The organism is Oribacterium sp. oral taxon 078 str. F0262, from assembly GCF_000160135.1.
Lineage (GTDB): Bacteria > Bacillota > Clostridia > Lachnospirales > Lachnospiraceae > Oribacterium.
Map to the genome: position 1 here is coordinate 569,413 of NZ_GG729934.1, position 23,179 is coordinate 592,591.

Genomic DNA, 23,179 nt, shown 5'->3' on the forward strand with positions numbered 1-23,179 from the left:
AAAAGCGAGCATGAAAGAGCAGATCGCCAAGCGTCCGGGCAATGGATAGACCGCCTTCGACAGAGGGATTAAGAGGGAAGACAGGGAAAAGCCGCAGAATCCCGCGCTTTCCAAGGATGCGAAGACCCGCGCAGACGATCTCTCCGGGAGAGGGAGGGGCGGGCAGCAATCGCTGTCCGCCCCTCCCTCTTTTAAGCGCAGCTTCCTCTAATAGTCCACGGTCTCCATATATTTCATATACTTCACGACCATGAGCGCGATCTTAAACGTGATCGCATCGTCAAAGACCCGAAGGTCCAGTCCGGTGGATCTCTCCAGCTTATCCAGCCGGTAGACGAGGGTATTTCTGTGGATATAGAGCTGACGGGAGGTCTCTGAGACGTTCAGATTGTTCTCAAAGAATTTATTGATTGTCGCGAGGGTCTCCTCATCGAACTCATCCGGCGAAACCTCGGTGAAGATCTCCCGGATAAACATCTTGCAAAGCGGAATCGGGAGCTGATAGATGAGTCTTCCGATCCCGAGGGCATTATAGGCGATGATATCCTTATCGACGTAAAAGATCTTCCCGACCTCGAGCGCCATCTTCGCCTCTTTATAGGAGCGGGAGACCTCCTTGATCTCATTCACGATCGTTCCATAGGAGATCTTTACCTGCACCATGGCCTCGGTATTCATCATATCCAGCATGGTCTCCGCGACCCTCTGGATCTCCTCATAGCCCTCGTTGGGCTTTAACTCCTTCACGACGATGACATTCTTCTCGTCCACCGCCGTCACAAAATCCTTGCTCCGCGATGCAAAGAGCGTCTTCAGGGCCTCCTGCGCGCCGCTGTCCGTTCCGTTCTTCGTCTCGACGAGATAAACGATGCGGCGCACGCCGACATCGATATGAAGCTTTTTCGCCCGGTTATAGATATCCACCAGGAGGAGATTGTCGAGGAGGAGGTTCTTCACGAAATTGTCCTTATCGAACTTCTCCTTATAGGCCACGAGCAGGGTCTGAATCTGAAAAGCCGCCAGCTTTCCGACCATATAGACATCGTCCGTGTCTCCCCGCGCGATCAATACATACTCCAGCTGATGCTCATCAAAGATTTTGAAAAACTGAAATCCCCCCGCCGCCTGAGAATCCGCCTGAGAGTTTGCGAAGGAGACGACCATATCGCTGATCTCCCTCTCCTCCGAAAAGGTCGTGGCCAGCACCTTGCCGTCGATATCGGCGATTCCGATATCCACCCTGGCGATTCCCTTCAGGGAGTCGATCGTACTTTGTAATACCTGATTTGAAATCATTTGCTCTCCATTCTCTAAGGAAACACTGCTTTGCCTTCACGATGCACCTTTTTCTATCATAATCATCTTTTGGGGATATTTCAAGCTTCCACGAAAAAAAAGCGGCGCAATCACCGGAATACGCCGCTGCTCTCTGTCCGCTTTTGGACTAAGTGTATAAGTCAGGCCCGGAGAGGGGAAAATCCCCTCTCCGGGCCGCTGAGATATCCGTCGATCCGGCACTCAGTTTGTGATCGTCTCCTCCGTCTCCTTATCGAAGATGTGGATCTTGTTCTCGTCGATCGCGAACTTCACGGTATCGCCGGTACGGGCCTTGGTCTTCGGATTCACCCTCGCAGTCCAGGAGGCATCTCCCAGATCGAAGTAGAGGAGGGTCTCCGCGCCGAGCATCTCATAGACTCTGATCTCCGCGGAGATGAGTGACTTCGCATGATTTCGGAGGGCCTCCTCATCATCGTGAAGATCCTCCGGGCGGATGCCGAGCGTCACGGTACGTCCGATATATCCCTTCTCCTTCAGCGCCTTCGCCTTCTTCTCATTCAGTGCGATCTCATGTCCGGCAAAGCTAAGATGCAGCTCTCCGTTCACCTCCGTGCATTCCGCATCAATCATATTCATCTGCGGAGAACCGATGAAGCCGGCGACAAACTTATTGCAGGGCGTGTCGTAGAGATTCTCCGGCGTATCCACCTGCTGGATGATGCCGTCCTTCAGGACGACGATCCTCGTTCCCAGCGTCATAGCCTCTGTCTGATCATGCGTGACATAAATGATGGTCGTCTCCAGAGACTTATGAAGCTTTGCGATCTCTACCCGCATCTGTGCGCGAAGCTTCGCGTCCAGGTTGGAGAGCGGCTCGTCCATGAGGAACACCTTCGGCCTTCTCACAATGGCACGGCCCATCGCGACTCTCTGTCTCTGTCCTCCGGAGAGAGCCTTCGGCTTTCTGTCCAGAAGATGCTCGAGATCGAGGATCCTGGCCGCCTCATGCACCTTCTTGTCGATCTCATCCTTCGGCACCTTCCGAAGCTTGAGCCCGAAGGCCATGTTGTCATAGACAGACATATGAGGATAGAGGGCATAGTTCTGGAAGACCATGGCGATATCCCGATCCTTCGGCTCCACATCGTTCATGCGCTTCCCATCGATGAAGAGGTCGCCGGAGCTGATATCCTCAAGTCCCGCCACCATGCGGAGGGTCGTTGACTTTCCGCAGCCGGAGGGACCGACAAAAATGATAAATTCCTTGTCCTCAATCTCCAGGTTGAAATCCTTTACGGCGACGAAGCCGTTCGGATACTTCTTCACAACGTTCTTCAGCTGTACACTGGCCATGCCATTCTTCTCCTTCTTCTGCCTGCCGCCCTGTCCGAAAGGCCTGCCGCGCCTGACCGGGGGCTTTATTCCGGCGTTTTGCCTCTAGCTGTTCCCTGTCGGATCGGAATCCCTCCGTCCTCCATTGGCTCATATTCTATACCGGAAGCGGAAAAGACGCTATGGGGACTTCTCCCGAAAAAAAAACGGAATTTCGGCATCTTGCGAAGCGCTTCCCGCTCTCTTTGGCAAACCCCACAAAAAGCCCCGGTATTTTTTGTTCTTCTCTCGATGGAAAGGTCCCGCCGGAATTCATCCCGCCCATTTTTACGAAGCCGCCCGCGCAGAGTCCGCGTTTTGCCATAAATCTTTCTTATCTATCCGGATCCGGAACCAGACCGACAAAACAGCAGGGAGGCGGTCCGAGGTGCAAATGCCCGCTATGGACCGCCGGGGCGGAGCAGATGGAGCGGGGAGCAGGGCAGTCGGGGAGCGGAGTCAGTATCTGCAGAAGATGGCGGTCTTAGTGATTTTAACTCTCTCCTCCTTCAGGAGCTTTCCGATGGCCCTCTTAAAAGCGGCCTTGGAGAGTCCGAAGTCTCGGGCGATTCTCTCCGGATCCGCTTCCTTGTCCGTATAGGGGAGCTGCCCGGAAAATTTGCTCTCCAGGATGTGAAGAACCTTCTCCGCATCCCTCTCATAGTGGTAGCGTTTCCGTTCCTCCTCCTCGATATGCCTCGCGTCCTCCCGCTTTTTCGTATACGTGCTTGCGGCGAGGCGCCCCGAATGATCGACGTAGAGGTAGACCTCGACCTCCTGCCCCTTCTTCAGCTCATAGCGCATCTCCCGGTGCGGAATCAGAACCTCCTTTTCCAGCCCTATACTCACGAAAGCGCCGATCGGGGTGATATCCGAGACCCTGACCTTCGCGACCTCCCCCACCTCCATGAGCGGGGTCTCCGTCGTTGCAATGAGTCGATCCCTGGAATCCCGGTAAACAAATACCGAGAGCTCGTCCCCGAGCTTCTTTCCCGCGGGGAGCTGGCGAATGGGAAGGAGCACGCTCTCTCCCTCCGAGTCCTCCAGATAGACTCCGAAATCCTTCTCTCTCCCGATCCTAAGCTTCTGGGTCTTCCCCAATTTCAACATTGCAAAATACCTCCCCCTCCGGATTTTGAATACTGACGATCCGCTTCCCCTCCCGCTCTCCGTATCGGGCGCAAAGCAGATCCCCAAAGCGCGCGGCCTTCTGATACTCCGCGCGGATTCTCCCCCGGGAAAAAGCGGGGAAGCCCTCCGGACTGTCCTGCAAAAGCTCCAGAGAAAGCGCGATGTACTGTGCGTTGTTGACATGGTGATTGGAGTCGATCTGCTGCCTCATGACAGGAAAGCTCCCGCCGTCATAAAGCTGATCCGGAAGCAAAATCCTTCGGACAAGCTCCGGAAGATGCAGGACATCCCGCATTTCCCCAAAGGGGGTGAGCATCTCCGCCTTCACCCTGGCGGGACGCATCCGCTCCGTATCCAGAGAAAACCACTCGCTCTCCGCTCTTAGGAGAAAGCGCTCCCTCGAATCCTTGATCCAGAAATTCCGATGCGCGAGGATTCCGTGGAAGCTGTGGGGACTTGTCCCGATCGTAATGCTCTCATAGAGCTCGGGCAGTCTTAAGATCCGGATATCCCAGGCGCTCAAAAGCCAGCTTCTCCCCCGCTTTCTGAGCTCCTCGACAGAGAGCCCGACATCCTTTAAATGAAAGGTCGAGCAGTCCTGCAGCGCATTGAGCACAGAGAGAAGCGTCATCCTTCCCCTCTCATCTGTCTCGGAATAACGGACCCTCTCCTGAAATTCGTACATTGCCATCCTCCCATTTTCAGCGCCGGGAGAGGGAAAACACCGCTTAATCCGGCTTTTCCCTCTCCTTCTCCCCGCTCTCCTCCTCCGAGTAGGGATGGTCCAGCGTGATGCTGCAGCAGATCCTCGGATTTTCCTCCCTCATCCGCTCCGAGAGCTCCAGCATCAGCTGATTCTCCTGCTCCTCCCGGATCCCCCACGGGAGCCATAGATCAAAGCGGAGGAAAAGCCTCCGCCCCTCCCCATGACTGATCCGAAAATCATGGATCCTCGCCCGCGGCTCAAGCTCAGAGAGAAGCTGCAGGGCGATGCCGCGGTAGAACAGAGTTTCATCCCGATCATCCCTTGGATCCATATGGATCACGAGCCGCACACCGAGCTCTCTCTTCACCCTCCGCTCGATCTGATCCACAAGCTCATGCGTCTCCGCGATGCTGCTCTTCCCGTCGACCTCCACATGAATCGTCCCCATGTACTGCTCCGGGCCGTAGTTATGGAGGATCAGGTCGTGGCTTCCGTAGATCCCCGGATAGGATTCCACGAGCTCTCTCAGAGCGCGGCAGAGCTCCGCATCCGTCGGCTGGCCGAGGAGAGGCTCCAGCGTCTCTCTCGCGATCCCGATGCCGTTCCAGATCACAAGAAGCGAGACCAAAAGCCCCACATAGGGATCCGCATTGATGTGAAAGAAGCCGTAGATCAGCATGGACAGCAATGCGGAGCCCGTGATCAGAGCGTCCTGAAAGGAGTCCGCCGAGGAGGCGAGGAAGAGGGCGGAATCGATCCGATGCGCGACGCTCCGGTAGTAAAAGCCCATGGCGAGCTTCGCGAGGATGGAAATTCCAAGGATCCAGAGCCACAGAGGCCGGAAAACAATGAGCTCGGGGTGAAATATCTTTGACACCGCCCCCTCCAGAGATTTCACTCCGACCTCCAGAACCAGGAAGGAGACGACGAAGGCCGCCACATACTCCGCCCTCCCATGTCCGAAGGGATGCCTTTCATCCGCCGCCTTCTCCGAAAGCCTCGCGCTGAAAAGAGAGAGCAGTGAGCTCGCCGCATCCGACAGATTATTGAAGGCGTCCGCAAGGACGGAGACGGAATGTGCCATGAGACCAAGTCCGAGCTTAAACAGAAAAAGGAGCAGGTTGCACAGCATCCCCGCAAAACCTGCTCTTATAACAATTCCAGACCGCTTCGTTTTTCCGTTCATATTTCGCTCCCTCCCCTCCTCGGGGATTCCACCAGGCTCCGCCGCAATCTCTGCGCCGCCGATCCCGTAAAAAAGCTACGGCTCGGAAAAGCCGTCCAGCTTCGATGTGCAGTGCGGACATCTCACCGCCTTTATAGAAATCATGCTCTTGCAGTACGGACACTCCTTCTCCTTGACCTCCGCCTTCTTTTCTCCGCTCTTTCTGAGACGGTTCACCTGCTTCACCATGATAAAGACAACCATCGCCATGATCAGGAAATTGATCAGTGCTGTGATAAAGGATCCGTAGGCGAGGACAGAACCCTGCTCCGCGGCCTCCTTAAAGACCTTTGTGGTTTGACCCGCAAGAGGAAGGAACATATTCTCAAAGTCGATCTTCCCCGTGATGAGAGAGATCAGCGGCATGACGAGATCATCCACCAGATTCTTCACAAGAGCGGTAAAGGCCGATCCGATGATCATACCCACTGCAAGGTCAATCATATTCCCTTTGAATGCAAATTCTTTGAATTCCTGAAAAAACTTTTTCATTTTTCTCCCCTTCCGCTCAATCCCGCTTTACGCTCCTGTCTTTACCGGAACCACTTTATTACAAGTCTCTTCCGATTTCAAGCGAAAATCGCAGAAAGAGTCCGCCCCGCGTTATCAGGAAAGCTCCGTCCTCGCAGCTCTCTCGCCGGACATCAGAGCGCGCAGCGTATTTCCGTGCAGAGCCTCCGTCTGGTAGCGGTCCTTCATGACATAGGAATTGTATATGATATCTAAAAGGAGCAGGATCGGAAGCTGCGGGGAGATGATATTTCCGCCGCTCAGATATCTTCTTGATGCCAGGAGAACGAGCTCATCACAGTAATCCCGAAAGCGCGGATCGTCCTTACTCGTCATAAGAACCGTGAAGGCCCCCCTCGCGTGCGCCTCCCGGAGAAGGTAGAGAACCGACTCCGTCTCTCCGCTCAGACTAAAGCCCATGACCATCATGCTTTTATCCAAAAAGACGCTTTGCATCCGGATCCGGTCATCCTCGCACACGGAATCCACATCGACTCCGATCCTCATAAAGCGGATCTCCATCTCCTGCGCCGCCATCCCGGAGCTCCCCTTCCCGCAGACAATGACTCTTTTCTTTTGATAGAGCTGATTTACGATGCGGTGAATCTGGCCGTCCTCCAGGAGGCTGTGGGTCTTCTCCATGATCTCCCGGTAATTTTCGAAGACCTCCGTCGTGTTCTCAGCTCCCATGAAATCTCTCGCGGCCTGGAAGGATCTTTCATATTGGTAGACAAATTCCCGATAGCCCCGGAAACCGCACTTTTTCGCAAAGCGGGACAAGGACGCCTCCGAGACATAGAGAGCTCCCGCAATGCGCCGCGCGGAGAGGTCCCCGATCTCCGCATTCTTCAGAAAGAAATCGGCGATATTTTTCTCCACCGGCGTGAAGCTCTCGTACTTCACCTCCAGCACCGGCATGATCGATTTATCCTCTCTTATCACAATGCCCCCTTCCTCCGAAAGCCCGTCTCCCTTTTCCCGGCGTATAAGCCTCAGCCCAGGACCTCTCCGTCCTTTATCACCTTCTCCAGGCTGAGCTTCCCGTCCCTTCGGAGCAGCACAAGGTTCCCCCTCTTTCCGTCCTCGATGGAGCCATAGCGATCCTCCACATGGATCGCCCGCGCCGGCTGAATGCTCGCGCAGGCGACGGCGTCCTCCAGGGGGATCCCCATTTGCAGAACCGCGCAGCGCAGACAGTCCATGAGATTGGACACCGAGCCCGCCAGGTTCCCGCTCTCCTTCAAGGTACAGCGGCTCCCCTTCTTCACGACGGCCTGCCCGGTAAAGGGATACTCTCCATCCGGCATCCCCGCCGTCCTGAGACTGTCGCTGATCAATAGAATGCGCTCCTTTCCCAGAAGCCGAAAGGCAGCACGCACTGCCGCGGGATGGACATGGATCCCATCGCAGATCAGCTCCGCATTCACCCCGGGGCTGTCCGCCGCGGCCCCCACCAGCCCGGGATCCCGGTGGTGGAGCCCCCGCATCGCATTATAGAGATGTACGACATGGGAGGCCCCGGCCAAAAAGGCCCTCCGCGCCTCCTCATAGCCCGCATCGGTGTGAGCGAGAGAGAGGATGAGCTTTCCGCGGTTCTCGCGGATGAAGCTCTCAAAATCAGGATTTTCATCCGGAGCGAGTCCGATGATCCGAAGGAGGCCTTCAGAGGCGCGTAGAAAGCGGTCTACCGCCTCGCTGCTGCAGGGAATGATGTATTTCTCATTCTGCGCCCCCTTCCTCGCATGGCTGATAAAGGGTCCCTCCATATTAAAGCCGACGAGATCCGCCCCCCTCTGCCCGCTTTTCGAGAATTCCGCCCCGAGCTTAAGCACATTCTCAAGCTCCGGAACCGGGAGAGTCATGGTCGCAGGACAGATTGCGGTGATTCCGTTTGCGGCCTCATACTCCGCAATGCGCTCATAGGCCTCCCAGCTCGCATCGCAGATATCATAGCCCATTGCCCCGTGAAAATGAATATCGAGGAGGCCCGGGATCGCAAAGCAGCCCTCTGCATCCAAAACCTCCTCTCCCTCTTCTCTCTCCGCCCTCTCTGTGAATTTCCCCTCCCGGATATAGATCTCCCTCTTCTCAAAGACCTGATCCGCTGTATAGACGAAAGCATTTCTGACGATCACTGTACCCCTCCTCTCACAGCGCAAAAATGATAGTAGGCTCCCAGCATGCCGGCTTCATTTTTGTGCTTCGCCATCCGAAGCTTCGTGTTTTCCGAAAGCATCGGAATCAGATTTTTATCGAGCTCCCTCCGGATGCGGGGATAGAGATAATCCTCTTCCGCCATGATCCCCCCTCCGAGTACAACCACCTCCGGATTCAGGATGTACACGATATTGGAAATCCCTTCTCCGAGGGCAGCGCAGAGCTCATCGAGCGCGAGGATGCAGTCCCGGTCTCCCTTCTTTGCCTCTCGAAAAATTCGCTTTCCGTCCCAGTCCGCGGCGCTCCCTCCCTTTCGCTCCGAAATCCTTTTGCTTAGAATGCTTGCCGCTCCGAGTTCTTCGAAGGAGCTTCCCCGCATATGCATATAGCCGACCTCGCAGGCAGAGCCGGTGAAGCCGCGGAGGATTTTCCCATCGAGAATCGCGGCTCCTCCGATTCCGGTCCCTATCGTAAGGCAGAGCGCACTGGAGCTCCCCTTCGCAGCCCCCGAGCGATATTCGGCGAGGGCCGCGCAGTTGACATCATTTTCGATCTCACAGGGGATTCCGAAGCGTTCCTCCATCGGCTGCTTGAACTCCGTCCCGCTGTAGTCCGGTATCGTCGGACCGGCGCAGACGATCCTTCCCCGCCGAATATCCACGATGCCCGCGGAGGAGATGGCAATCCCGGAAATTTCCTCCCCGCGGGAGAGAAGCTCTTCCGTAAGTCCCATGACCCTCTTCTGGATCCAGCCCCTTCCGCGCCCGGATTCTGTCTTTATGCTATTTCGAAAGAGGATCCGATCTTCTTCTGACAGCGCATACTTGATCGCCGTCCCTCCGATATCGATGAGAATGTATTTCCCCATAGACGCTGCCTCCGCTCCTTCAAGGCTGCCTTCCCTCACTCCTTAAGGATATGCTTAATATGCTTATCAGGAAAACGGCCGGGTGCCGGAATCATTATAGCGGGTGAGGATGCGTTTTGCCAGCTCTCCCGCAAGGGCCCGGTGCGCATCCGGGCTGAGATGCATATAATCATAAGGATACATTTCCACACCGGGAATCACGGTTGTCCGCCCGGAAAGTCCCTCCTCTATCACGGAATACCCCTCCCCGAGAAGCTTCGCCAGATGCCCGGGCCAGCGAGTTTCTCTATCGAATCTCCCGCCGGTCCTGGAATCATATCCGTGCGTATTGGAATCTCCGAAGCAGACGATTGTTCTCATTTTTTCTCCTATCCCTTTACGGCTCCCATGGCCAGTCCCTGAACGAATTGCTTTTGCATAAGCCATACCAAAAGGAGGACCGGCAGCAGAGTTATGAGCGAGGTGGCCGCCATAGGGCCGACGATGAAATCACATAGCCTCCATCGAGCGCCGAGGCTGACAGATAGCCTTCCGCAGAGCCGAGATATGACAGAAAAGGAAGCTCTTCTTCCATAATATTACGAAAGGGCAATAGATCCGGCGCCTCCCTATGGCTCTGACAGCGCCTCGGCAAAGGCCTTCGTGATAAGCTGCGGTCTCGTGATAATAGAACCGACCACGACAGCAAAAGCCCCGAGCTCGATCACTCTCCTCGCCTTCTGCGGCGTGTCTATATTTCCCTCCGCGATCACCCTGTGAGAAACCCGGGCCAGAATCTCCCGGAGAATCCGGAAATCATCCCGCTCTATGTGATCTCCCGCAGATTGCTCGGTATAGCCCACAAGGGTCGTGCCGATAAAGTCAAAGCCCAGCTCATCGGCATGGACCGCCTCCTCCACCGTCGAGCAGTCCGCCATATAAAGCTGCTCCGGATAAATTCTTTTAAGCTCTCTGAAAAAATCATCCAGCGTGACCCCGCCCGGTCTCAGCCGCTCCGTGGCATCCACCGCGATGATTTCAGGTCCCGCCTCCATCAGCTCCTCTACCTCCCTCATCGTGGGAGTGATATAGATCTCGCTGTCCTCATAATCTCTTTTTACGATTCCGATCAGCGGCAGATCTACCCTGGATCGAATCTCCAGTATATCCTCCTTCGTATTTGCGCGGATTCCGGCCGCTCCCCCCATCTTCGCCGCAAGCGCCATCCTCCCCATAATAAAGGATGAGTGCAGGGGCTCCCTGGGAAGCGCCTGACAGGATACGATCAGGCGTCCCTTTAAGCTTTCCACTTTTTGATTCATATGCCGAGGCCTCCTAATATCCCAGAGTATAAGCAGGCGTAATTTTATTTTCAATGATTCGGCGCATTTCAGAAATATCTTTCTCTTTTTTCGAAGTATTGCACGATATCTCATATATTATATAAACTTATTTTATCTATTATCCATGAATTTAGAAATGCATTTCAGAAAGGGAAGATTCATTGAAATTTGATCTTGGCTTTGTTAAGATGATTAGGCGCTCAAGGCTGTTTTCGCGCCGCGAAGGCCTGCCCGCATTTTTGCATTATTTTGTCCCGCTGCATGCTGTCTTTCTTCAAAGAGGTGCTGAAATGTTTTCATTGGAAATAACAAAGGATTATCAGGAGCTGAGTGAAAAAGCCGCGGAGCTTGTAGCAAAGCAGCTCAAAAAGAAGGCGAATTCCGTTCTGGGACTCGCGACCGGCTCCACCCCGCTTGGCTGCTATGAACAGCTGGTCAAGCTCTATAAAGCGGGAGAGCTGGACTTTTCGGAGGTCCACTCCGTGAATCTCGACGAATATCGGGGCCTCGCAGCGGAAGATAAAAACAGCTACCGCCATTTCATGGACGAAAACTTATTCTCTAAAATCAACATAGTGAAAGAGCACACCCATGTTCCGGACGGGATGGAAGAAAACAGGGAGAAAGCCTGCAAGGACTACGACGCAAAGATCCTCTCTGTCGGAGAGATCGATCTCCAGATCCTCGGGCTCGGCCTCGACGGGCACATCGGATTTAACGAGCCTGCGGACTCTTTCTCGAAGGGGACAAACTGCGTAAGGCTGACGGATGAGACGATCGAATCCAATCAGCGCTTCTTCCAATCAAAAGAAGAGGTTCCGCAGGAGGCCTATACCATGGGAATCGGGAGTATCTTCTCCGCAAAAAAGATCCTCCTCCTCGTATCCGGGAAAGCCAAAGCGGAGATTCTCGAAAAAGCTCTCAGGGGTCCGGTCACGCCGCGTGTCCCCGCCTCCATCCTTCAGTTCCACAGGGATCTCACTGTCCTCGCAGACGAAGAGGCCGCTTCCGCTCTCTCCTGAAACCCTGTCCTGCATCGGCAGAAGAAGAGGCGTCTGAGCTGCGCCTCTTTTTAAATTTCGAAAGGACAGAAGGATCAGAGCGGAAAGACCGAAAAGGGAAAAGCAAAATTCATAATTTATCTCCACCCGCATAGCGGGTGGTTTTTTGCTTCGCAATGCTTCACTTGCTTCACAATGCTTCACTTGCTTTGCAAGCGAAGCACATGCTCAGCAGGCTAAAGCCAAAAGCCAAATAAAAAAGCCTCAGACTTTCGTCTGAGGTCTCTTTTGCTGACAGATCCGGGAATCGAACCCGGGATTCAGCCGTGAGAGGGCTGCGTCTTAGCCGCTTGACCAATCTGCCTTTCCATGTCGCTCTCCCTGCGACCTTCTCATGATAGCAGACGGGAAAAAAGCTGTCAACAGATTTTTTCAAAATCCGAGAAAAAATCCGGATAGGAGATTCGGATGCAGTCACTGCCATGGATCCGGAGGAAGCTTCCCGGCTCTTCCAGCAGGCCGAGAACGGCAAAGCTCATCGCAATCCGATGATCCCCCCGGCTGTCGATCTCCGCTTCCCGAAGGGAGAGCTTCTCTCCCTGCCCCAGGATTCTCATGCCGTCCTCTCTCTCCTCTACGGATACTCCCAGCGCGCGAAGTCCCTCCGCGACCGCAGAGATTCGATCGGATTCCTTCTGTCTGAGATCAGCCGCATCCTTTATGAGCGTCTCCCCCTCCGCGGCGGCTGCGGCAGCGGCAATCACCGGGAGTTCATCGATCAGGCGGGGGATGAGAGCGCCGGAGATCGTCGTCCCATGCAACTTCGAATGCCTGACCCTCAGATCGGAGACCTCTTCTCCCGCGATGATTCTGTTCCTTTCCGAAGAGATATCGCCTCCCATACTCCGATAGACCTCCAAAATCCCATCCCTTGTGGGATTGGTGCCCACATTCCGAAGAAGAAGCTCCGAGCCCGGAACGATCAGGGCGGCAGTGAGGAAATAGGCGGCGGATGAGATGTCGCCCGGGATGAAAAGGGGATTCGGAAAAGAGGCAAGGCGCTCCACCGGGCGCAGACGGATTTCCGTCCTCCCATCGAAAAGAGTGCGGCTCTCGATCGGGACTCCGAGGGAACGGAGCATGCGCTCCGAATGATCTCTGGAGAGTCCCGGCTCAATCACCCTGCTCTCTCCCTCCGCATAAAGTCCTGCGAGAAGGATCGCAGACTTTACCTGTGCGGAGGCCAGCGGAGACTCATAGGAAATCCCGCGGAGCGCCCTCCCATGGATATGAAGCGGTGCCCGGCCGTCCCCCCGCTCCGAAAAGATATCCGCTCCCATCTCCGTGAGCGGGCGAATCACACGCCCCATCGGCCTCCGTCTGATACTCTCATCCCCGCTCAGGACAGAATCAAAGCGCTGCGCGGAGAGAAGACCGGAGAGAAGACGCATGGTCGTTCCGGAATTCCCACAATCGAGAATTCTCTCCGGAGCCCTCAGCCCGCGAAGCCCGACGCCCCGCAGCAAAAGCTCCGGCCCGCTCTCTCCTTCACGGCTCTCGATCGAAACCCCCATCTCCCGAAGACAGCGGATCGTGGAAATACAGTCCGCCCCATAGAGGAAGCCGCGGATCCTCGTCTCCCCTTCCGTAAGGGCCGACAGCATGAGGGCGCGGTGGGAAATGCTTTTATCCCCGGGGACAGTGAGCTCTCCCCGGAGGGCTCTCCCTTTCCCATAAATTTTCTGATCCATCAGTCAATATACCCCTTCATACGGATATAATCCCTCATAAGAGAAAAGAGCTCATCATAACTGATGCGGGAGGCATTGATCATGAGATCATAATTATCGAGCTTCATCCATTCCTCACCGGTATAGTACCTGTGGTACTCCCTTCTCTCCCGATCGATCTTCCGGATCCGCCGAAGAGCTTCCTCCCGGTCCGTCTTGGTATAGTCCATCGCTCTTTGAATCCGGGTCTCCAGATCCGCATAGACGAAAAGATCCACTCTTTCCCGAAATCCGGCCTCCCGAAGCACATAATTCGCGCATCGCCCGGCGATGATGCAGCTCTCCGCCTCTGCCAGCTCCTCGATCACCTCCGCCTGGAAGCGAAAGAGATTCTCCGGCGTCACGATATGCTCTCCGACGCGGGGCTTCCCGAGCTGCGGCTTCAGCTTATCCACGATTCTGTAGAGAAGATTGGAGCCCGCCTTTTCGTCTGCAAGCCGAAAATACTGCTCCCCGATCGCCGTCTTCTCCGAAGTCAGGCTCAGGATATTCTCATCATAGAAATGAATCCCGAGCTCCTCAGAGAGGCGCTTCCCGACGAGCCTTCCTCCGGAGCCAAACTGTCTTCCGATGGTGATGACGAAGTGTTTCTTTATCATGGCTCTTCTCCCCCTCTTCTCTCCTCCCGTCCTCTCTCTCCCCGCTCCGCCTCCTCCCGCATAGAGCCCTTGGGAAAGGCGGAGAGAAGAATCCTGTCATTGTTGAATTCCCGGCCGGCATTGCCCGCAAAGCGGTCTAAGAGATCCTGTACCGTCATCCCGGCTCTCTCCTCCCCGGATACATCGAGCACGACAGTGCCCCGGTTCATCATGAGCGTCCGATTTCCGAGGGAGAGGGCCTGATTCATATTGTGCGTGATCATAAGGCAACTTATCTTTCTCTCCCGGATAATATTCTCCGTGAGAAGCAGGACCTTCTCCGCCGTCGCGGGATCGAGCGCCGCCGTGTGCTCATCCAGAAGGAGAAGCTTCGGCGTCACCATCGTCGCCATGAGAAGGGTCAAAGCCTGCCGCTGTCCACCGGAGAGAAGCCCCACCGGCTGATCCATCCGTTCCTCCAGCCCCATATTGAGGAGGGAAAGCTGCTCCCGGAAACGCTCCTTTTCCCTTTTCCCCACTCTGCTGAAAAAAGAATAGCGGCTCCCGGAGGCCCGGAGATAGGCGACGGAAAGATTCTCCTCGATGCTCATATGCGGCGCGGTCCCCATAAGGGGATCCTGGAAGAGGCGGCCGATCTCCCGGCTCCTAAGATGCTCCGGGCGGAAGGTAATATCCTCCCCGTCGAGCTCGATGAAACCGGAATCTGTGAGGAAGCTCCCCGCGATCGCGTTGAAAAGTGTGGACTTCCCCGCCCCGTTTGAGCCGACAATGGCCGCGAAATCCCCGTCGGGAAGAATGAGACTCAGCCGGTCCAGCGCCCTCCTCTCATTGACGGTGCCCGGATAGAAGGTCTTCGAAATGGATTCGATCCTAAGCATGTCCCTCCCCCCTCTCTCTCCGCCTCTCCCGCATGGCTCTCCGCCTCTTTCTCTCAAAAGAGAGAAGCTCCTTCGCCCTTGGGGCGGCGATCGCAAATGCGACGATCAGGGCGGAGACCAGCTTGAAGGCCTCGGTCGGAGCCTTCAGGCGAAGTGCGACTGCGATGACCAGACGATAGAGGCAGGAGCCGATCACCACGCCCAGGATGCGCATCGTCATCTTCTTCCTCCCGAAGATAGTCTCCCCGATCACAAGGGAGGCCAGCGCGATCGTCACCATGCCGATTCCCAGATTGATGTCGCTGCTCTTATTGTATTGCCCAATCAGGGAACCGGCAAGAGCGGTGAGAGAATTTGCGGCGCAGAGCCCCACGGTGATCGTAAAAGCGGGGTTGATGGAAGACGCGCGCACCATTGCCGGGCTGTCTCCGGTGGCCCGGATGGACAGGCCGAGACGGGTGCTCAGAAAAAGGCGAAGCACGGAGGCAGTCAGGAGAAGTAAAAGGGCGAGGAGAATCAGGCTGCTCCAGTCCTGCCAGAACGCGGAGCCGGAGATTCCCTGGAAGAGAGAAAAGATCGTCTCCGTCCCAAAGATGGAAAGATTCGAGGAAAATCCCATCACAGCGAGATTCACAGTGTAGAGCCCGGTGTTCACAATGATGCCCGCGAGGATGCTCTCCACGCCGAGACGGGTCTGGAGAAAGGCCGTGACATATCCGGAGCAGACCCCCGCCAGCATAGCGGCGAAAATGCCCAGGATCGGATGTCCCGCGATCGTGAGAACCGCGCCCACAGCGGATCCCAGAGTATAGCAGCCGTCCGTGGAGAGATCGCAGATATTCAATATACTGTAGCTCATAAAAAGGGAAAGCGCCACCAAGGAATAGATCAGCCCGACCTCAAGCGCCGTCCGGATAATCCCCGCCGTCAGAAATGCCGTCACTTCGTCTCCTCTCTATCGGAAGCATACTCCGGGCCCGCGAAAATTTCCTGTCCGCTCCTCTATGCTAAGCTCCGATCCGCTTTGAACCAGCTTATAAATCCCATGCCGCTTTGTCCGTCTGCCGCCCCGGCGACTCGGCTTCGCCCTGCCCCACAGCACTGTATGCATAAGTCCCCGGATTGCTCCGCAGCCCTGCTGCTCTCGCAATCCTTAACAGGTATTCGCATTTCGGGCTGCCGCCCTGCCGTTTTGTCCGTCTGCGCACAGGCCGTCTGCCGCCCCGGCGACTCGGCTTCGCCCGGGTGGCTTCAGCCGATCTCCCTCCGGGAGACACTTCTCTTCGAGAAGTGGTCAAGTACGCTCCGAGTCTGCCTGATGGCAGACTTCTACGCTCGCGCCGCTGGCCGCGGCAGTCGGAGCGAGAGCGTCCTGTGCCGGGCGGACTTGCGGCAGGAAAAGCGTCTGCTCCGGCGCCTGACAGGGACTTATGCAGTAAAGTCCTTCTTTGTCTGGATCTCTTCGGTTTTGCTGCAGTAGGGCTGGAAGGCCTTTTTTATATCCTCCAGAGAATATCCGAGTTTTTCGCAGGTTTCCGTATTGATGGTCGCGATTCCGCTGTCAAAGGTCTGCACCGGAGTCTCCGCCGGATCCTTTCCCTTTTCCAGGATATCGGAAACCATGTCCGCCGTGGCCTTCCCAAGCTGAACATAGTCGACGCCGTAGCCGCAGAAGGCACCGTTTAACGCAAAGGAGTCCGCTCCGCCGTAGTGAGGGATCTTTGCCTTTTGAAGCTTCTCATAGAAGGAGAGCTCCGCCTTCTGCACGGTATTGTCCGTAGGAGTGAAGACCGCATCCACTCCCTCTGCGATCAGTGCGTCCACCGCCTGAGACACCTCGTCCGTACTGGTCCCGGTTTTCTCGATATAGCGGATTCCCTTTTCCTCGAGATACTTCTTCGCTGTCTCAATCGGAAGCTTCGAGGAGTCCTCGCTCTTGGAATAGAGGAGTCCCACATAGTCCGTCTCGGGATTTGCCGCGAAGATAAGGTCCATGATCGCATTGGTATTCAAAAAGTCGGAGGTCCCGGTAATATGTCCTCCGGGCTTCTCCAGAGAATCCACAAGCTTTGCAGATACCGGATCAGAAGCCGCGGAAAATACGATCGGGATGCTCTGCCCCTCTGTCTGAGCCTGCACGATCTGGATCGCCGGTGTCGCGATCGGAACGATGATATCGACCTTGTCCGAGAGAAGCTGCGCCGTCATCTGATTTAAGGAAGAGGCGTCCCCCTGCCCGTTCATACGGTAGTCCTTGTACTCATATTTCACACCGTCCTTCGAGAGCGCATCGAGCTCTGTACAAAGGCTGTCCTCGATCTGATTGAGGGACGGATGATCCATGAACTTCAGGATCCCGACCTTGTAGGTCTTTTCCTCTCCGGACTTCTCTGCCTTTTCCGCGCTGCTCCCGCTCTCCTTTCCGCTCGTCTCCGCATTTTGCGAAGAAGCGCCACAGCCCGATGTCAATACAGCTGCCGCCGCAAGAAATGCCGTCCCCGCCCTAAGAATCCTTTTCATAAATCCTCCTCTCCCCGCATAAATAAACGCCCCATACACAGCAAACAGCCATGTATGAGGCGAAAAATATTCCGCGGTGCCACTCATCTTGCCGGATCAGCTCCGGCCCCTCTGCCGCGCACTGACATGCGCGCCGCCTGATAACGGTGCGGTTCCCGTCGCTTCATACTCGATCTCTCTTTCTGTCGCGCCCTCCAGAGTCCATTCATCTCAATCCCCCGGTACTGCTTCTCAGCCCCTGCAGCTCTCTGTAAGTGGGATAAAAGAGATTACTACTCTCTGTCATCGGTTTCTTTCTCCGCGTACTCTAGCACAGCATAGCCGCGCTGTCAATCCCCCGTCATGCCTCTGACGCGGCAATCTCCTCTTCCTCGTGTCCGAGCTTATCCATCGCGATCAGCTTCTCGAGGAAGGGCTTTACGAGGAACATCAGGACGCCGCAGACGATCAGCGCTCCGCCGAGGACGGAGAGGATCTTCTCATAGCCCCAGACCTTCGTCACCGCGACGAGGGCCCCGGAGGCAATGCCGGAGAAGAAATAGCAAAGATACCAGCCGCTCATCGCGAGAGAAGAAAATCTCTCCGGTGTGAGCTTACTGAAGAGCGCCATACCGACGGGAGAAACCAGGAGCTCTCCGATAGTCAGAATCGTATAGGCGACAAGCATATACCAAAGCGCCATCTTCACGCTGCTGTCCACCGCTCCTCCACCCCGGGACAGATAGCCGGCGAGGATGATAAAGAAGGCAAGACCTGTGATAATCATGCCGACCGCCATCTTCATGGTGACAGGCGGATCCTTCTTCATGTGCGAAAGCTTCACCCAGAGATTTCCGAAGAGCGGAGCCAAAATGATGCAGAGGATGCCGTTAAAGGAAATCAGCCATACGACCGGCATATCAAAGCTCCCGATTTTCAGATTGACATACTCGTTTGCCATGGTGTTTACGGTATAAGAGGTCTGGAAATAGGAGGTCCAGTAGATCGTGACAAAGACAAAGATGATGGCCATGGCGAGGATCCTCTTCTTGTCCGTATCCGTCAGCTTCTCCTTCTTCGCCGGGCTCCCGTCCGACTTCTCCGGTGTCTTCGCGGCCGGATATTTCCCGACCTCACCGAGCCACTTCGGAGTGAGGAAGAGATAGATCAGGAAGGTTATGAACATTCCGATTGACACCATCAGATAGGCGTACTTATAGCCGTAGGTCACGATATTTCCGGCCTCATCCCTCACAGCCATCCAGTGGTCTGTGAGCATGCCGCCGAAGATCGGTCCCAGGAAGCTTCCGATATTCACCGCCATATAGAAGATCCCGTAGGCGGCGTCCTTCAGGGAATGGTCCTGCTTGGTGTAGAGGAGACCCACGATGGCACTCAGATTATTATTCATGAAGGCCGCGGAGCATATATTGATCGCGACGCCCACCAAAACCAAAGGCACATTCGGCGTAAAGAGAAAGAAAAAAAGATAGGCGATGCCCTGGAAAAACAGCGCCCAGATCAGCGCCTTCTGTAATCCCAGAAAGCGGTCCGTGATGATGGAGCCAAGCACCGGGAGCAAAGATCCCAGAGCCCCCGCGATGGAGATGATGAGTCCCGCGTCCTGATCGGAAAGCCCCAGTCCTCCCTGCGCGACGGAATAGGTGTAGTAGAAAATAGCGATACCGGATACCGCATATTTCAGGTAACTGGACGCGCCCATCCCGATGCAGGACAGCCACAACCCCTTCGGGTGATGAAACTTCTCACCCTTTTTTGAAACTGCTTCTGACATAGATTCCTCCTCTTTATCCTGAGCCCGCGGCTCGGGAAACGATTTTTGGTAATAATATCGCATTTCAGAGGATGAATCAAGCCATTTATGATAATTCCCACAAAACTCCGCCGATTGTTCACCAGCGCTCTCCCGTGGAGTGTGCTCCGGGGATCCGACAGGGAACCGCTTTCCGGAGCGTTTATTCATCGGTCCATCTCCGAGTGGAAGCCTGAGGAGGAGTGATCCGAAATGACGTGGTCCAGCTCCCTCCTGTCAGACTGCAAGAGATCGCCGGGGATCGTATTTTTCATCGCGGCGGAGGCATTGCCGTAGATGACAGCCTGCCTCACATTTCCCCCGGAGGAGAGAAGTCCGTAGAGAGCGCCTGCAATATAGGCATCCCCCGAGCCGATCCGGTCCACCACCTCGATGTCCCGGTAGGGCTCCTCCTCATAGAAGCTCTTCTCCTCCGCGGAATAGGCGAGAGAAGTAAAGTCATGCCTCTTTGGGCTGTGTACCGTCCGCTCCGTCGCAAATACCAGACGGACCGGAAAATCCTCCGTAAAGGAGCGAAGAATCTCTCTCGTACTTCCCTCTCTTTGGAAGGTGAGCCGAGCTGTCGACTCGGAGCAGAAGAAGATGTCGATATAGGGAAGGAGCGCCTCGACGCAGCGCCTCGCCTCCTCCCCGCTCCACAGATTCCCCCGGAAATTCACATCAAAAGAGATGAGGGCCCCCGCCTCCCGAAAACGCCGTATCACCTCCGTCGCCGTCCTCCGAAGTTCCGGGCAGAGAGCGAGTGTGATCCCGGAAATGTGAAAGCAGCCCGCATCCCGATAGACCCGCTCGTCGATCTCCTCCGTTCTCAGGGAGAAAAAGCCGGGATCGTGCCGGTCATAGATCAGCTTTGGCTTTCTCGGATAAGCTCCGTACTCATAGAAATAAATCCCCACCCTGCCGTCCGGCCGGTCGTCATAGATAAAGTAATCGTCGGAGACCCCGTAGGAGCGGATCGTCGACTTCAGATACTGCCCGAGGTCATGGGAGGGAAGCTTCGAGATCACGCCGGTGCGAAGCCCGAGAAGAGAGGCCCCCACCGCGACATTGAGCTCCGCGCCGCCCACATTTTTCTCAAAATGATCCGAGCGGATCATCCGTTCATTGCCGGGAGGGGAAAGACGAAGAAGAATCTGTCCCATCGTAATCAAATCAAAGCTCCGCTTCCTGATTTCCATACCGTCTCCCTCCCGCCGGTCTCCCTGACCAATGTCCGGGTCCCTCCGGCGATATGAACCCGCATTCTCCCCGCTGACCCGCCGCAAAAAGAAAGAAAGCGGCAGAAGCAACTTGATTTTACTTCATTCCTATCCTATAATCAAGAAAAATGTAAACGCTTACAAAACAGAGGATAGCATGAACATCTACGATATCTCCAGAGCAGCGGGCGTATCCATCGCCTCCGTCTCCCGTGTCATAAACGGCGCGCAGAACGTCAGCGAAAAGACAAGGCAGAAGGTCACAGAAGTCATAGAAGAGCTCGGCTACACGCCAAACGTCTATGCCAGAGGCCTGGGGCGCGGCTCCATGCAGACGATCGGAATCATGTGCTCGGACTCCGCAGACATCTACTTCGCCCATGCGATCTCCTATCTGGAAACCGCTCTTCGGAAAAACGGCTATAACTCCATTCTCTGCTGCACCGGGTATGAGCTCCGAAACAAGATGAGCTCCTTCGAGCTCCTCCGCTCCCGGCAGGTGGATGCCATCATTCTCGCGGGCTCCCGATATGTGGAGCTGAGAGCGGAGGACAATCAATACATCCTGGACGGTGCGAGAGAGATTCCCGTCATGCTCATAAACGGCATCCTGGAGGGCGAGAATATCTACTGCACTCTGAGCGATGACGCCTCAGGCATGAAGCAGGCGGTGAGAAAGCTCCGGGAATCCGGCTGCCGCGAGTTTATCTATGTCTATTCCTCCGACAGCTACTCCGGCCGGGCAAAGCTTCGGGGACTCCGTATGGGCTGTGCAACGTCCGGCGTAGCGGAGGATGCCCTCCGCATCGTCCGGGGGAAAAAGGACTTTCAGAGTATTGCCGCTCTCCTGGAAGAGGAATACGAGAAGCGCCCCTTCGACGCCGTCATCGCAAGCTCCGATACCACGGGAGTCGGAGCTGTCAAATTCGCAAACCGGCGGGGACTCTCTCTCCCGGATGAGCTCTCCATCCTAAGCTTCAATAATTCCGTCCTCGCGGAATGCTCCAGCCCGGAGCTAAGCTCTGTCGATCCCCGCTTAAAGGACGTCTGTGAGAAGACGGTCCGGCGCCTTCTGCAGCTTCTCTCTTCCGATGCCAATGGGGCAGACGGGCGGAGGGATCCGGAAAGGCTTCCCGCGAAAAAGCTTCTCCTCCGCCCGAAAATCGCGGAGAGGCAGACCACCCGCTTCCTCTCCTAGGAAGAGCGGCAGAAAGCGGATCTTCCGAAAAAAAGCTCCGCCTTTTAGCTGGAGAGAGCATCCTTTTACGGCAGAGCGGTCCGGATCCAGGCCGCATGCCGTAAGACAATGTACTTCAAGTTCAGGGGCAGAAGCTCAGAGGCAGACTTTTGACAGTAGCAGCAAGGATCACAGGAGGAAACAGATGAAAGCATTTATGGACAGGGATTTTCTTCTCTCTACGGACACGGCGAAGCGGCTCTACCGGGATCACGCAGAAAATGCGCCGATCCTGGACTATCACTGCCATATCAACCCGCAGGAAATCGCGGAGGACCGACGCTTCGAAAACATCTTTCAGGTCTGGCTCGGCGGAGACCACTATAAGTGGAGGCAGATGCGAATTAACGGCATTCCGGAGGAGTATATCACAGGAAACCGGCCGGAACGGGAAAAATTCCAGAAATGGGCGGAGACGCTCCCGAAGCTGATCGGGAATCCGCTCTATCACTGGTCCCACCTGGAGCTTCGGAAATATTTCGGATATCAGGGCTATCTGAACGGAGATACCGCGGAGGAGGTCTGGCAGCTTTGCAATGAAAAGCTGAGAAGCCCCTCTATGTCCGTCCGGAATATCATAAAGGCCTCCAATGTCCGTCTGATCTGCACTACGGATGATCCCATCGACAGTCTGGAATGGCACAAAAAAATCGCGGAGGACCCCGATTTCGAGGTGCAGGTCCTCCCCGCTTTCCGTCCGGACAAAGTCACCAATATTGAGAAGGAAGAGTATCCGGAATATCTCCGAAAGCTCTCTGCCTGCTCCGGGATCGAGATAAGGGATTTTCGAAGCCTGAAGGAAGCACTTTGCCGGCGTCTCGACTACTTCCAGTCCCTGGGCTGCGTGGTCACGGATCACGCCCTACGCTATATCATGTTCTCCCCGGCCTCGGAGTCGGAGCTGGATGAGATCGTAAAAAAGCGGCTCCGGGGAGAGCAGCTCAGCGCCGCAGAGGCCGCGGCCTATCGGACCGGCGAGATCCTCTTCCTCGCGAGGGAATATAATAAAAGGAACATGGTCTTTCAGATCCACTTCGGCTGCATCCGCGACAATAACGCAGCGATGTATGAAAAACTCGGCGCGGACAGCGGCTTCGATTCGGCCGATAACTACGCCCCCGCTGATCAGATGGCAGCGCTTTTAAACGGGCTCTCCCGGACAGCCGAAATTCCAAAAACCATACTCTACTCCCTGAATCCCTGCGACAATGCGGTGATCAGCAGTCTCTGCGGCTGCTTCTGTGAAGCCCCCGTGAAAAACCGCGTCACGCAGGGCGCCGCCTGGTGGTTCAATGATCACAAGGAGGGAATGAGCGCGCAGCTCAAGGACTACGCGAATCTCTCCGCCCTCGGAAACTTCAACGGCATGCTGACGGACTCCCGTTCCTTCCTCTCCTACACAAGGCATGATTACTTCCGCCGCATTCTCTGTGAACTCCTGGGAGGCTGGGTGGAAAACGGAGAATATCCGGACGATGAAAGGGCTCTCTCCGATATCCTCCGGGGGATCTGCTTCAATAACGCGGTCCGCTACTTTGATTTCCGGCTCTCAGAGTATTGATCCCGTCCCGTCC

General features: G+C 55.5%; 20 protein-coding genes, 1 tRNA gene, 1 pseudogene and 1 other annotated feature. Of the genes and pseudogenes, 3 read left to right on the forward strand and 19 right to left on the reverse strand.

Features of this window, described 5'->3' with window-relative positions; translation table 11 throughout:
* Positions 1 to 207: 207 nt before the first annotated feature.
* The 11 genes and pseudogenes from GCWU000341_RS06305 to GCWU000341_RS06360 form a co-directional block, all read right to left on the reverse strand.
* Positions 208 to 1,296, reverse strand: a complete 1,089-nt coding sequence (locus GCWU000341_RS06305) for a PucR family transcriptional regulator (protein ID WP_009215004.1) — start codon at positions 1,294 to 1,296, stop codon at positions 208 to 210.
* A gap of 222 nt (positions 1,297 to 1,518) precedes the next feature.
* Positions 1,519 to 2,631, reverse strand: a complete 1,113-nt coding sequence (locus GCWU000341_RS06310) for an ABC transporter ATP-binding protein (protein WP_009215006.1) — start codon at positions 2,629 to 2,631, stop codon at positions 1,519 to 1,521.
* Positions 2,632 to 3,108: 477 nt separating this feature from the next.
* Positions 3,109 to 3,759, reverse strand: coding sequence for a S1-like domain-containing RNA-binding protein (locus GCWU000341_RS06320; RefSeq protein ID WP_009215008.1), 651 nt, complete (start codon positions 3,757 to 3,759; stop codon positions 3,109 to 3,111).
* Positions 3,728 to 4,465 (reverse strand): acyl-[acyl-carrier-protein] thioesterase, encoded by a 738-nt coding sequence (locus tag GCWU000341_RS06325; RefSeq protein ID WP_040653525.1) that lies wholly within the window; start codon positions 4,463 to 4,465, stop codon positions 3,728 to 3,730. Before GCWU000341_RS06325 ends, GCWU000341_RS06320 begins: the two co-directional genes overlap by 32 nt.
* Positions 4,466 to 4,508: 43 nt before the next feature.
* Complete coding sequence (locus tag GCWU000341_RS06330) at positions 4,509 to 5,672, reverse strand: cation diffusion facilitator family transporter (protein WP_009215010.1); 1,164 nt, start codon at positions 5,670 to 5,672, stop codon at positions 4,509 to 4,511.
* A 75-nt stretch (positions 5,673 to 5,747) separates the two neighbouring features.
* Complete coding sequence (gene mscL / locus GCWU000341_RS06335) at positions 5,748 to 6,203, reverse strand: large conductance mechanosensitive channel protein MscL (RefSeq protein WP_009215011.1); 456 nt, start codon at positions 6,201 to 6,203, stop codon at positions 5,748 to 5,750.
* A gap of 114 nt (positions 6,204 to 6,317) precedes the next feature.
* Positions 6,318 to 7,139 carry a MurR/RpiR family transcriptional regulator gene (locus tag GCWU000341_RS06340; RefSeq protein WP_009215012.1) on the reverse strand — a complete coding sequence of 274 codons (822 nt, stop codon included), beginning with the start codon at positions 7,137 to 7,139 and terminating at the stop codon, positions 6,318 to 6,320.
* Positions 7,140 to 7,213: 74 nt separating this feature from the next.
* Entirely contained in the window at positions 7,214 to 8,356 is a 1,143-nt protein-coding gene (nagA, locus tag GCWU000341_RS06345; RefSeq protein WP_009215013.1) for an N-acetylglucosamine-6-phosphate deacetylase, read from the reverse strand.
* On the reverse strand, positions 8,353 to 9,246 hold the full coding sequence (locus tag GCWU000341_RS06350; protein WP_009215014.1) for an ROK family protein: 894 nt from the start codon (positions 9,244 to 9,246) through the stop codon (positions 8,353 to 8,355). Before GCWU000341_RS06350 ends, nagA begins: the two co-directional genes overlap by 4 nt.
* A 198-nt stretch (positions 9,247 to 9,444) precedes the next feature.
* Positions 9,445 to 9,606, reverse strand: a pseudogene (locus GCWU000341_RS14450) (lipolytic enzyme, G-D-S-L); the annotation flags it as partial.
* A gap of 248 nt (positions 9,607 to 9,854) precedes the next feature.
* Entirely contained in the window at positions 9,855 to 10,547 is a 693-nt protein-coding gene (locus GCWU000341_RS06360) for an N-acetylmannosamine-6-phosphate 2-epimerase (RefSeq protein WP_040653528.1), read from the reverse strand.
* A gap of 311 nt (positions 10,548 to 10,858) precedes the next feature.
* Here GCWU000341_RS06360 and nagB point away from each other — a divergent pair, with 311 nt between their 5' ends.
* The gene (gene nagB / locus GCWU000341_RS06365; RefSeq protein ID WP_040653529.1) at positions 10,859 to 11,590 is read left to right on the forward strand and encodes a glucosamine-6-phosphate deaminase; all 732 of its coding nucleotides are present in this window, start codon (positions 10,859 to 10,861) and stop codon (positions 11,588 to 11,590) included.
* A 271-nt stretch (positions 11,591 to 11,861) separates the two neighbouring features.
* Here nagB and GCWU000341_RS06370 read toward each other — a convergent pair.
* The 8 genes from GCWU000341_RS06370 to GCWU000341_RS06405 form a co-directional block, all read right to left on the reverse strand.
* Positions 11,862 to 11,933, reverse strand: a tRNA-Glu gene (locus GCWU000341_RS06370).
* A gap of 55 nt (positions 11,934 to 11,988) precedes the next feature.
* Positions 11,989 to 13,320 carry a 3-phosphoshikimate 1-carboxyvinyltransferase gene (aroA, locus tag GCWU000341_RS06375; RefSeq protein ID WP_009215019.1) on the reverse strand — a complete coding sequence of 444 codons (1,332 nt, stop codon included), beginning with the start codon at positions 13,318 to 13,320 and terminating at the stop codon, positions 11,989 to 11,991.
* The gene (locus tag GCWU000341_RS06380) at positions 13,320 to 13,958 is read right to left on the reverse strand and encodes an AAA family ATPase (protein WP_009215020.1); all 639 of its coding nucleotides are present in this window, start codon (positions 13,956 to 13,958) and stop codon (positions 13,320 to 13,322) included. Before GCWU000341_RS06380 ends, aroA begins: the two co-directional genes overlap by 1 nt.
* Entirely contained in the window at positions 13,955 to 14,836 is an 882-nt protein-coding gene (locus tag GCWU000341_RS06385) for an ABC transporter ATP-binding protein (RefSeq protein WP_009215021.1), read from the reverse strand. The genes GCWU000341_RS06380 and GCWU000341_RS06385 overlap by 4 nt, the downstream gene beginning before the upstream one ends.
* A complete protein-coding gene (locus GCWU000341_RS06390) occupies positions 14,829 to 15,779 on the reverse strand; it encodes an ABC transporter permease (RefSeq protein WP_009215022.1) in 951 nt (316 codons plus the stop codon). The genes GCWU000341_RS06385 and GCWU000341_RS06390 overlap by 8 nt, the downstream gene beginning before the upstream one ends.
* Before the next feature lie 485 nt (positions 15,780 to 16,264).
* Positions 16,265 to 17,356 (reverse strand): ABC transporter substrate-binding protein, encoded by a 1,092-nt coding sequence (locus tag GCWU000341_RS06395; protein WP_040653531.1) that lies wholly within the window; start codon positions 17,354 to 17,356, stop codon positions 16,265 to 16,267.
* 52 nt (positions 17,357 to 17,408) lie between these two features.
* Positions 17,409 to 17,651 (reverse strand) — a binding site (T-box leader).
* Positions 17,652 to 17,696: 45 nt separating this feature from the next.
* Complete coding sequence (locus GCWU000341_RS06400) at positions 17,697 to 19,130, reverse strand: peptide MFS transporter (protein WP_040653533.1); 1,434 nt, start codon at positions 19,128 to 19,130, stop codon at positions 17,697 to 17,699.
* Between the two features lie 185 nt (positions 19,131 to 19,315).
* Entirely contained in the window at positions 19,316 to 20,347 is a 1,032-nt protein-coding gene (locus GCWU000341_RS06405; RefSeq protein ID WP_009215027.1) for a sugar kinase, read from the reverse strand.
* A gap of 178 nt (positions 20,348 to 20,525) precedes the next feature.
* Here GCWU000341_RS06405 and GCWU000341_RS06410 point away from each other — a divergent pair, with 178 nt between their 5' ends.
* Positions 20,526 to 21,566 carry a LacI family DNA-binding transcriptional regulator gene (locus GCWU000341_RS06410; RefSeq protein WP_040653535.1) on the forward strand — a complete coding sequence of 347 codons (1,041 nt, stop codon included), beginning with the start codon at positions 20,526 to 20,528 and terminating at the stop codon, positions 21,564 to 21,566.
* Between the two features lie 184 nt (positions 21,567 to 21,750).
* Complete coding sequence (uxaC, locus tag GCWU000341_RS06415; protein WP_009215030.1) at positions 21,751 to 23,166, forward strand: glucuronate isomerase; 1,416 nt, start codon at positions 21,751 to 21,753, stop codon at positions 23,164 to 23,166.
* The last annotated feature ends 13 nt before the right edge of the window (positions 23,167 to 23,179 follow it).

Coding starts and splice junctions, on each gene's coding strand:
- GCWU000341_RS06305 (WP_009215004.1), bottom strand. CDS start 1,296: ATGATTTCAAATCAGGTATTACAAAGTACGATCGACTCCCTGAAGGGA.
- GCWU000341_RS06310 (WP_009215006.1), bottom strand. CDS start 2,631: ATGGCCAGTGTACAGCTGAAGAACGTTGTGAAGAAGTATCCGAACGGC.
- GCWU000341_RS06320 (WP_009215008.1), bottom strand. CDS start 3,759: ATGTTGAAATTGGGGAAGACCCAGAAGCTTAGGATCGGGAGAGAGAAG.
- GCWU000341_RS06325 (WP_040653525.1), bottom strand. CDS start 4,465: ATGTACGAATTTCAGGAGAGGGTCCGTTATTCCGAGACAGATGAGAGG.
- GCWU000341_RS06330 (WP_009215010.1), bottom strand. CDS start 5,672: ATGAACGGAAAAACGAAGCGGTCTGGAATTGTTATAAGAGCAGGTTTT.
- mscL (WP_009215011.1), bottom strand. CDS start 6,203: ATGAAAAAGTTTTTTCAGGAATTCAAAGAATTTGCATTCAAAGGGAAT.
- GCWU000341_RS06340 (WP_009215012.1), bottom strand. CDS start 7,139: ATGCCGGTGCTGGAGGTGAAGTACGAGAGCTTCACGCCGGTGGAGAAA.
- GCWU000341_RS06350 (WP_009215014.1), bottom strand. CDS start 9,246: ATGGGGAAATACATTCTCATCGATATCGGAGGGACGGCGATCAAGTAT.
- GCWU000341_RS06360 (WP_040653528.1), bottom strand. CDS start 10,547: ATGAATCAAAAAGTGGAAAGCTTAAAGGGACGCCTGATCGTATCCTGT.
- nagB (WP_040653529.1), top strand. CDS start 10,859: ATGTTTTCATTGGAAATAACAAAGGATTATCAGGAGCTGAGTGAAAAA.
- aroA (WP_009215019.1), bottom strand. CDS start 13,320: ATGGATCAGAAAATTTATGGGAAAGGGAGAGCCCTCCGGGGAGAGCTC.
- GCWU000341_RS06380 (WP_009215020.1), bottom strand. CDS start 13,958: ATGATAAAGAAACACTTCGTCATCACCATCGGAAGACAGTTTGGCTCC.
- GCWU000341_RS06385 (WP_009215021.1), bottom strand. CDS start 14,836: ATGCTTAGGATCGAATCCATTTCGAAGACCTTCTATCCGGGCACCGTC.
- GCWU000341_RS06395 (WP_040653531.1), bottom strand. CDS start 17,356: ATGAAAAGGATTCTTAGGGCGGGGACGGCATTTCTTGCGGCGGCAGCT.
- GCWU000341_RS06400 (WP_040653533.1), bottom strand. CDS start 19,130: ATGTCAGAAGCAGTTTCAAAAAAGGGTGAGAAGTTTCATCACCCGAAG.
- GCWU000341_RS06405 (WP_009215027.1), bottom strand. CDS start 20,347: ATGGAAATCAGGAAGCGGAGCTTTGATTTGATTACGATGGGACAGATT.
- GCWU000341_RS06410 (WP_040653535.1), top strand. CDS start 20,526: ATGAACATCTACGATATCTCCAGAGCAGCGGGCGTATCCATCGCCTCC.
- uxaC (WP_009215030.1), top strand. CDS start 21,751: ATGAAAGCATTTATGGACAGGGATTTTCTTCTCTCTACGGACACGGCG.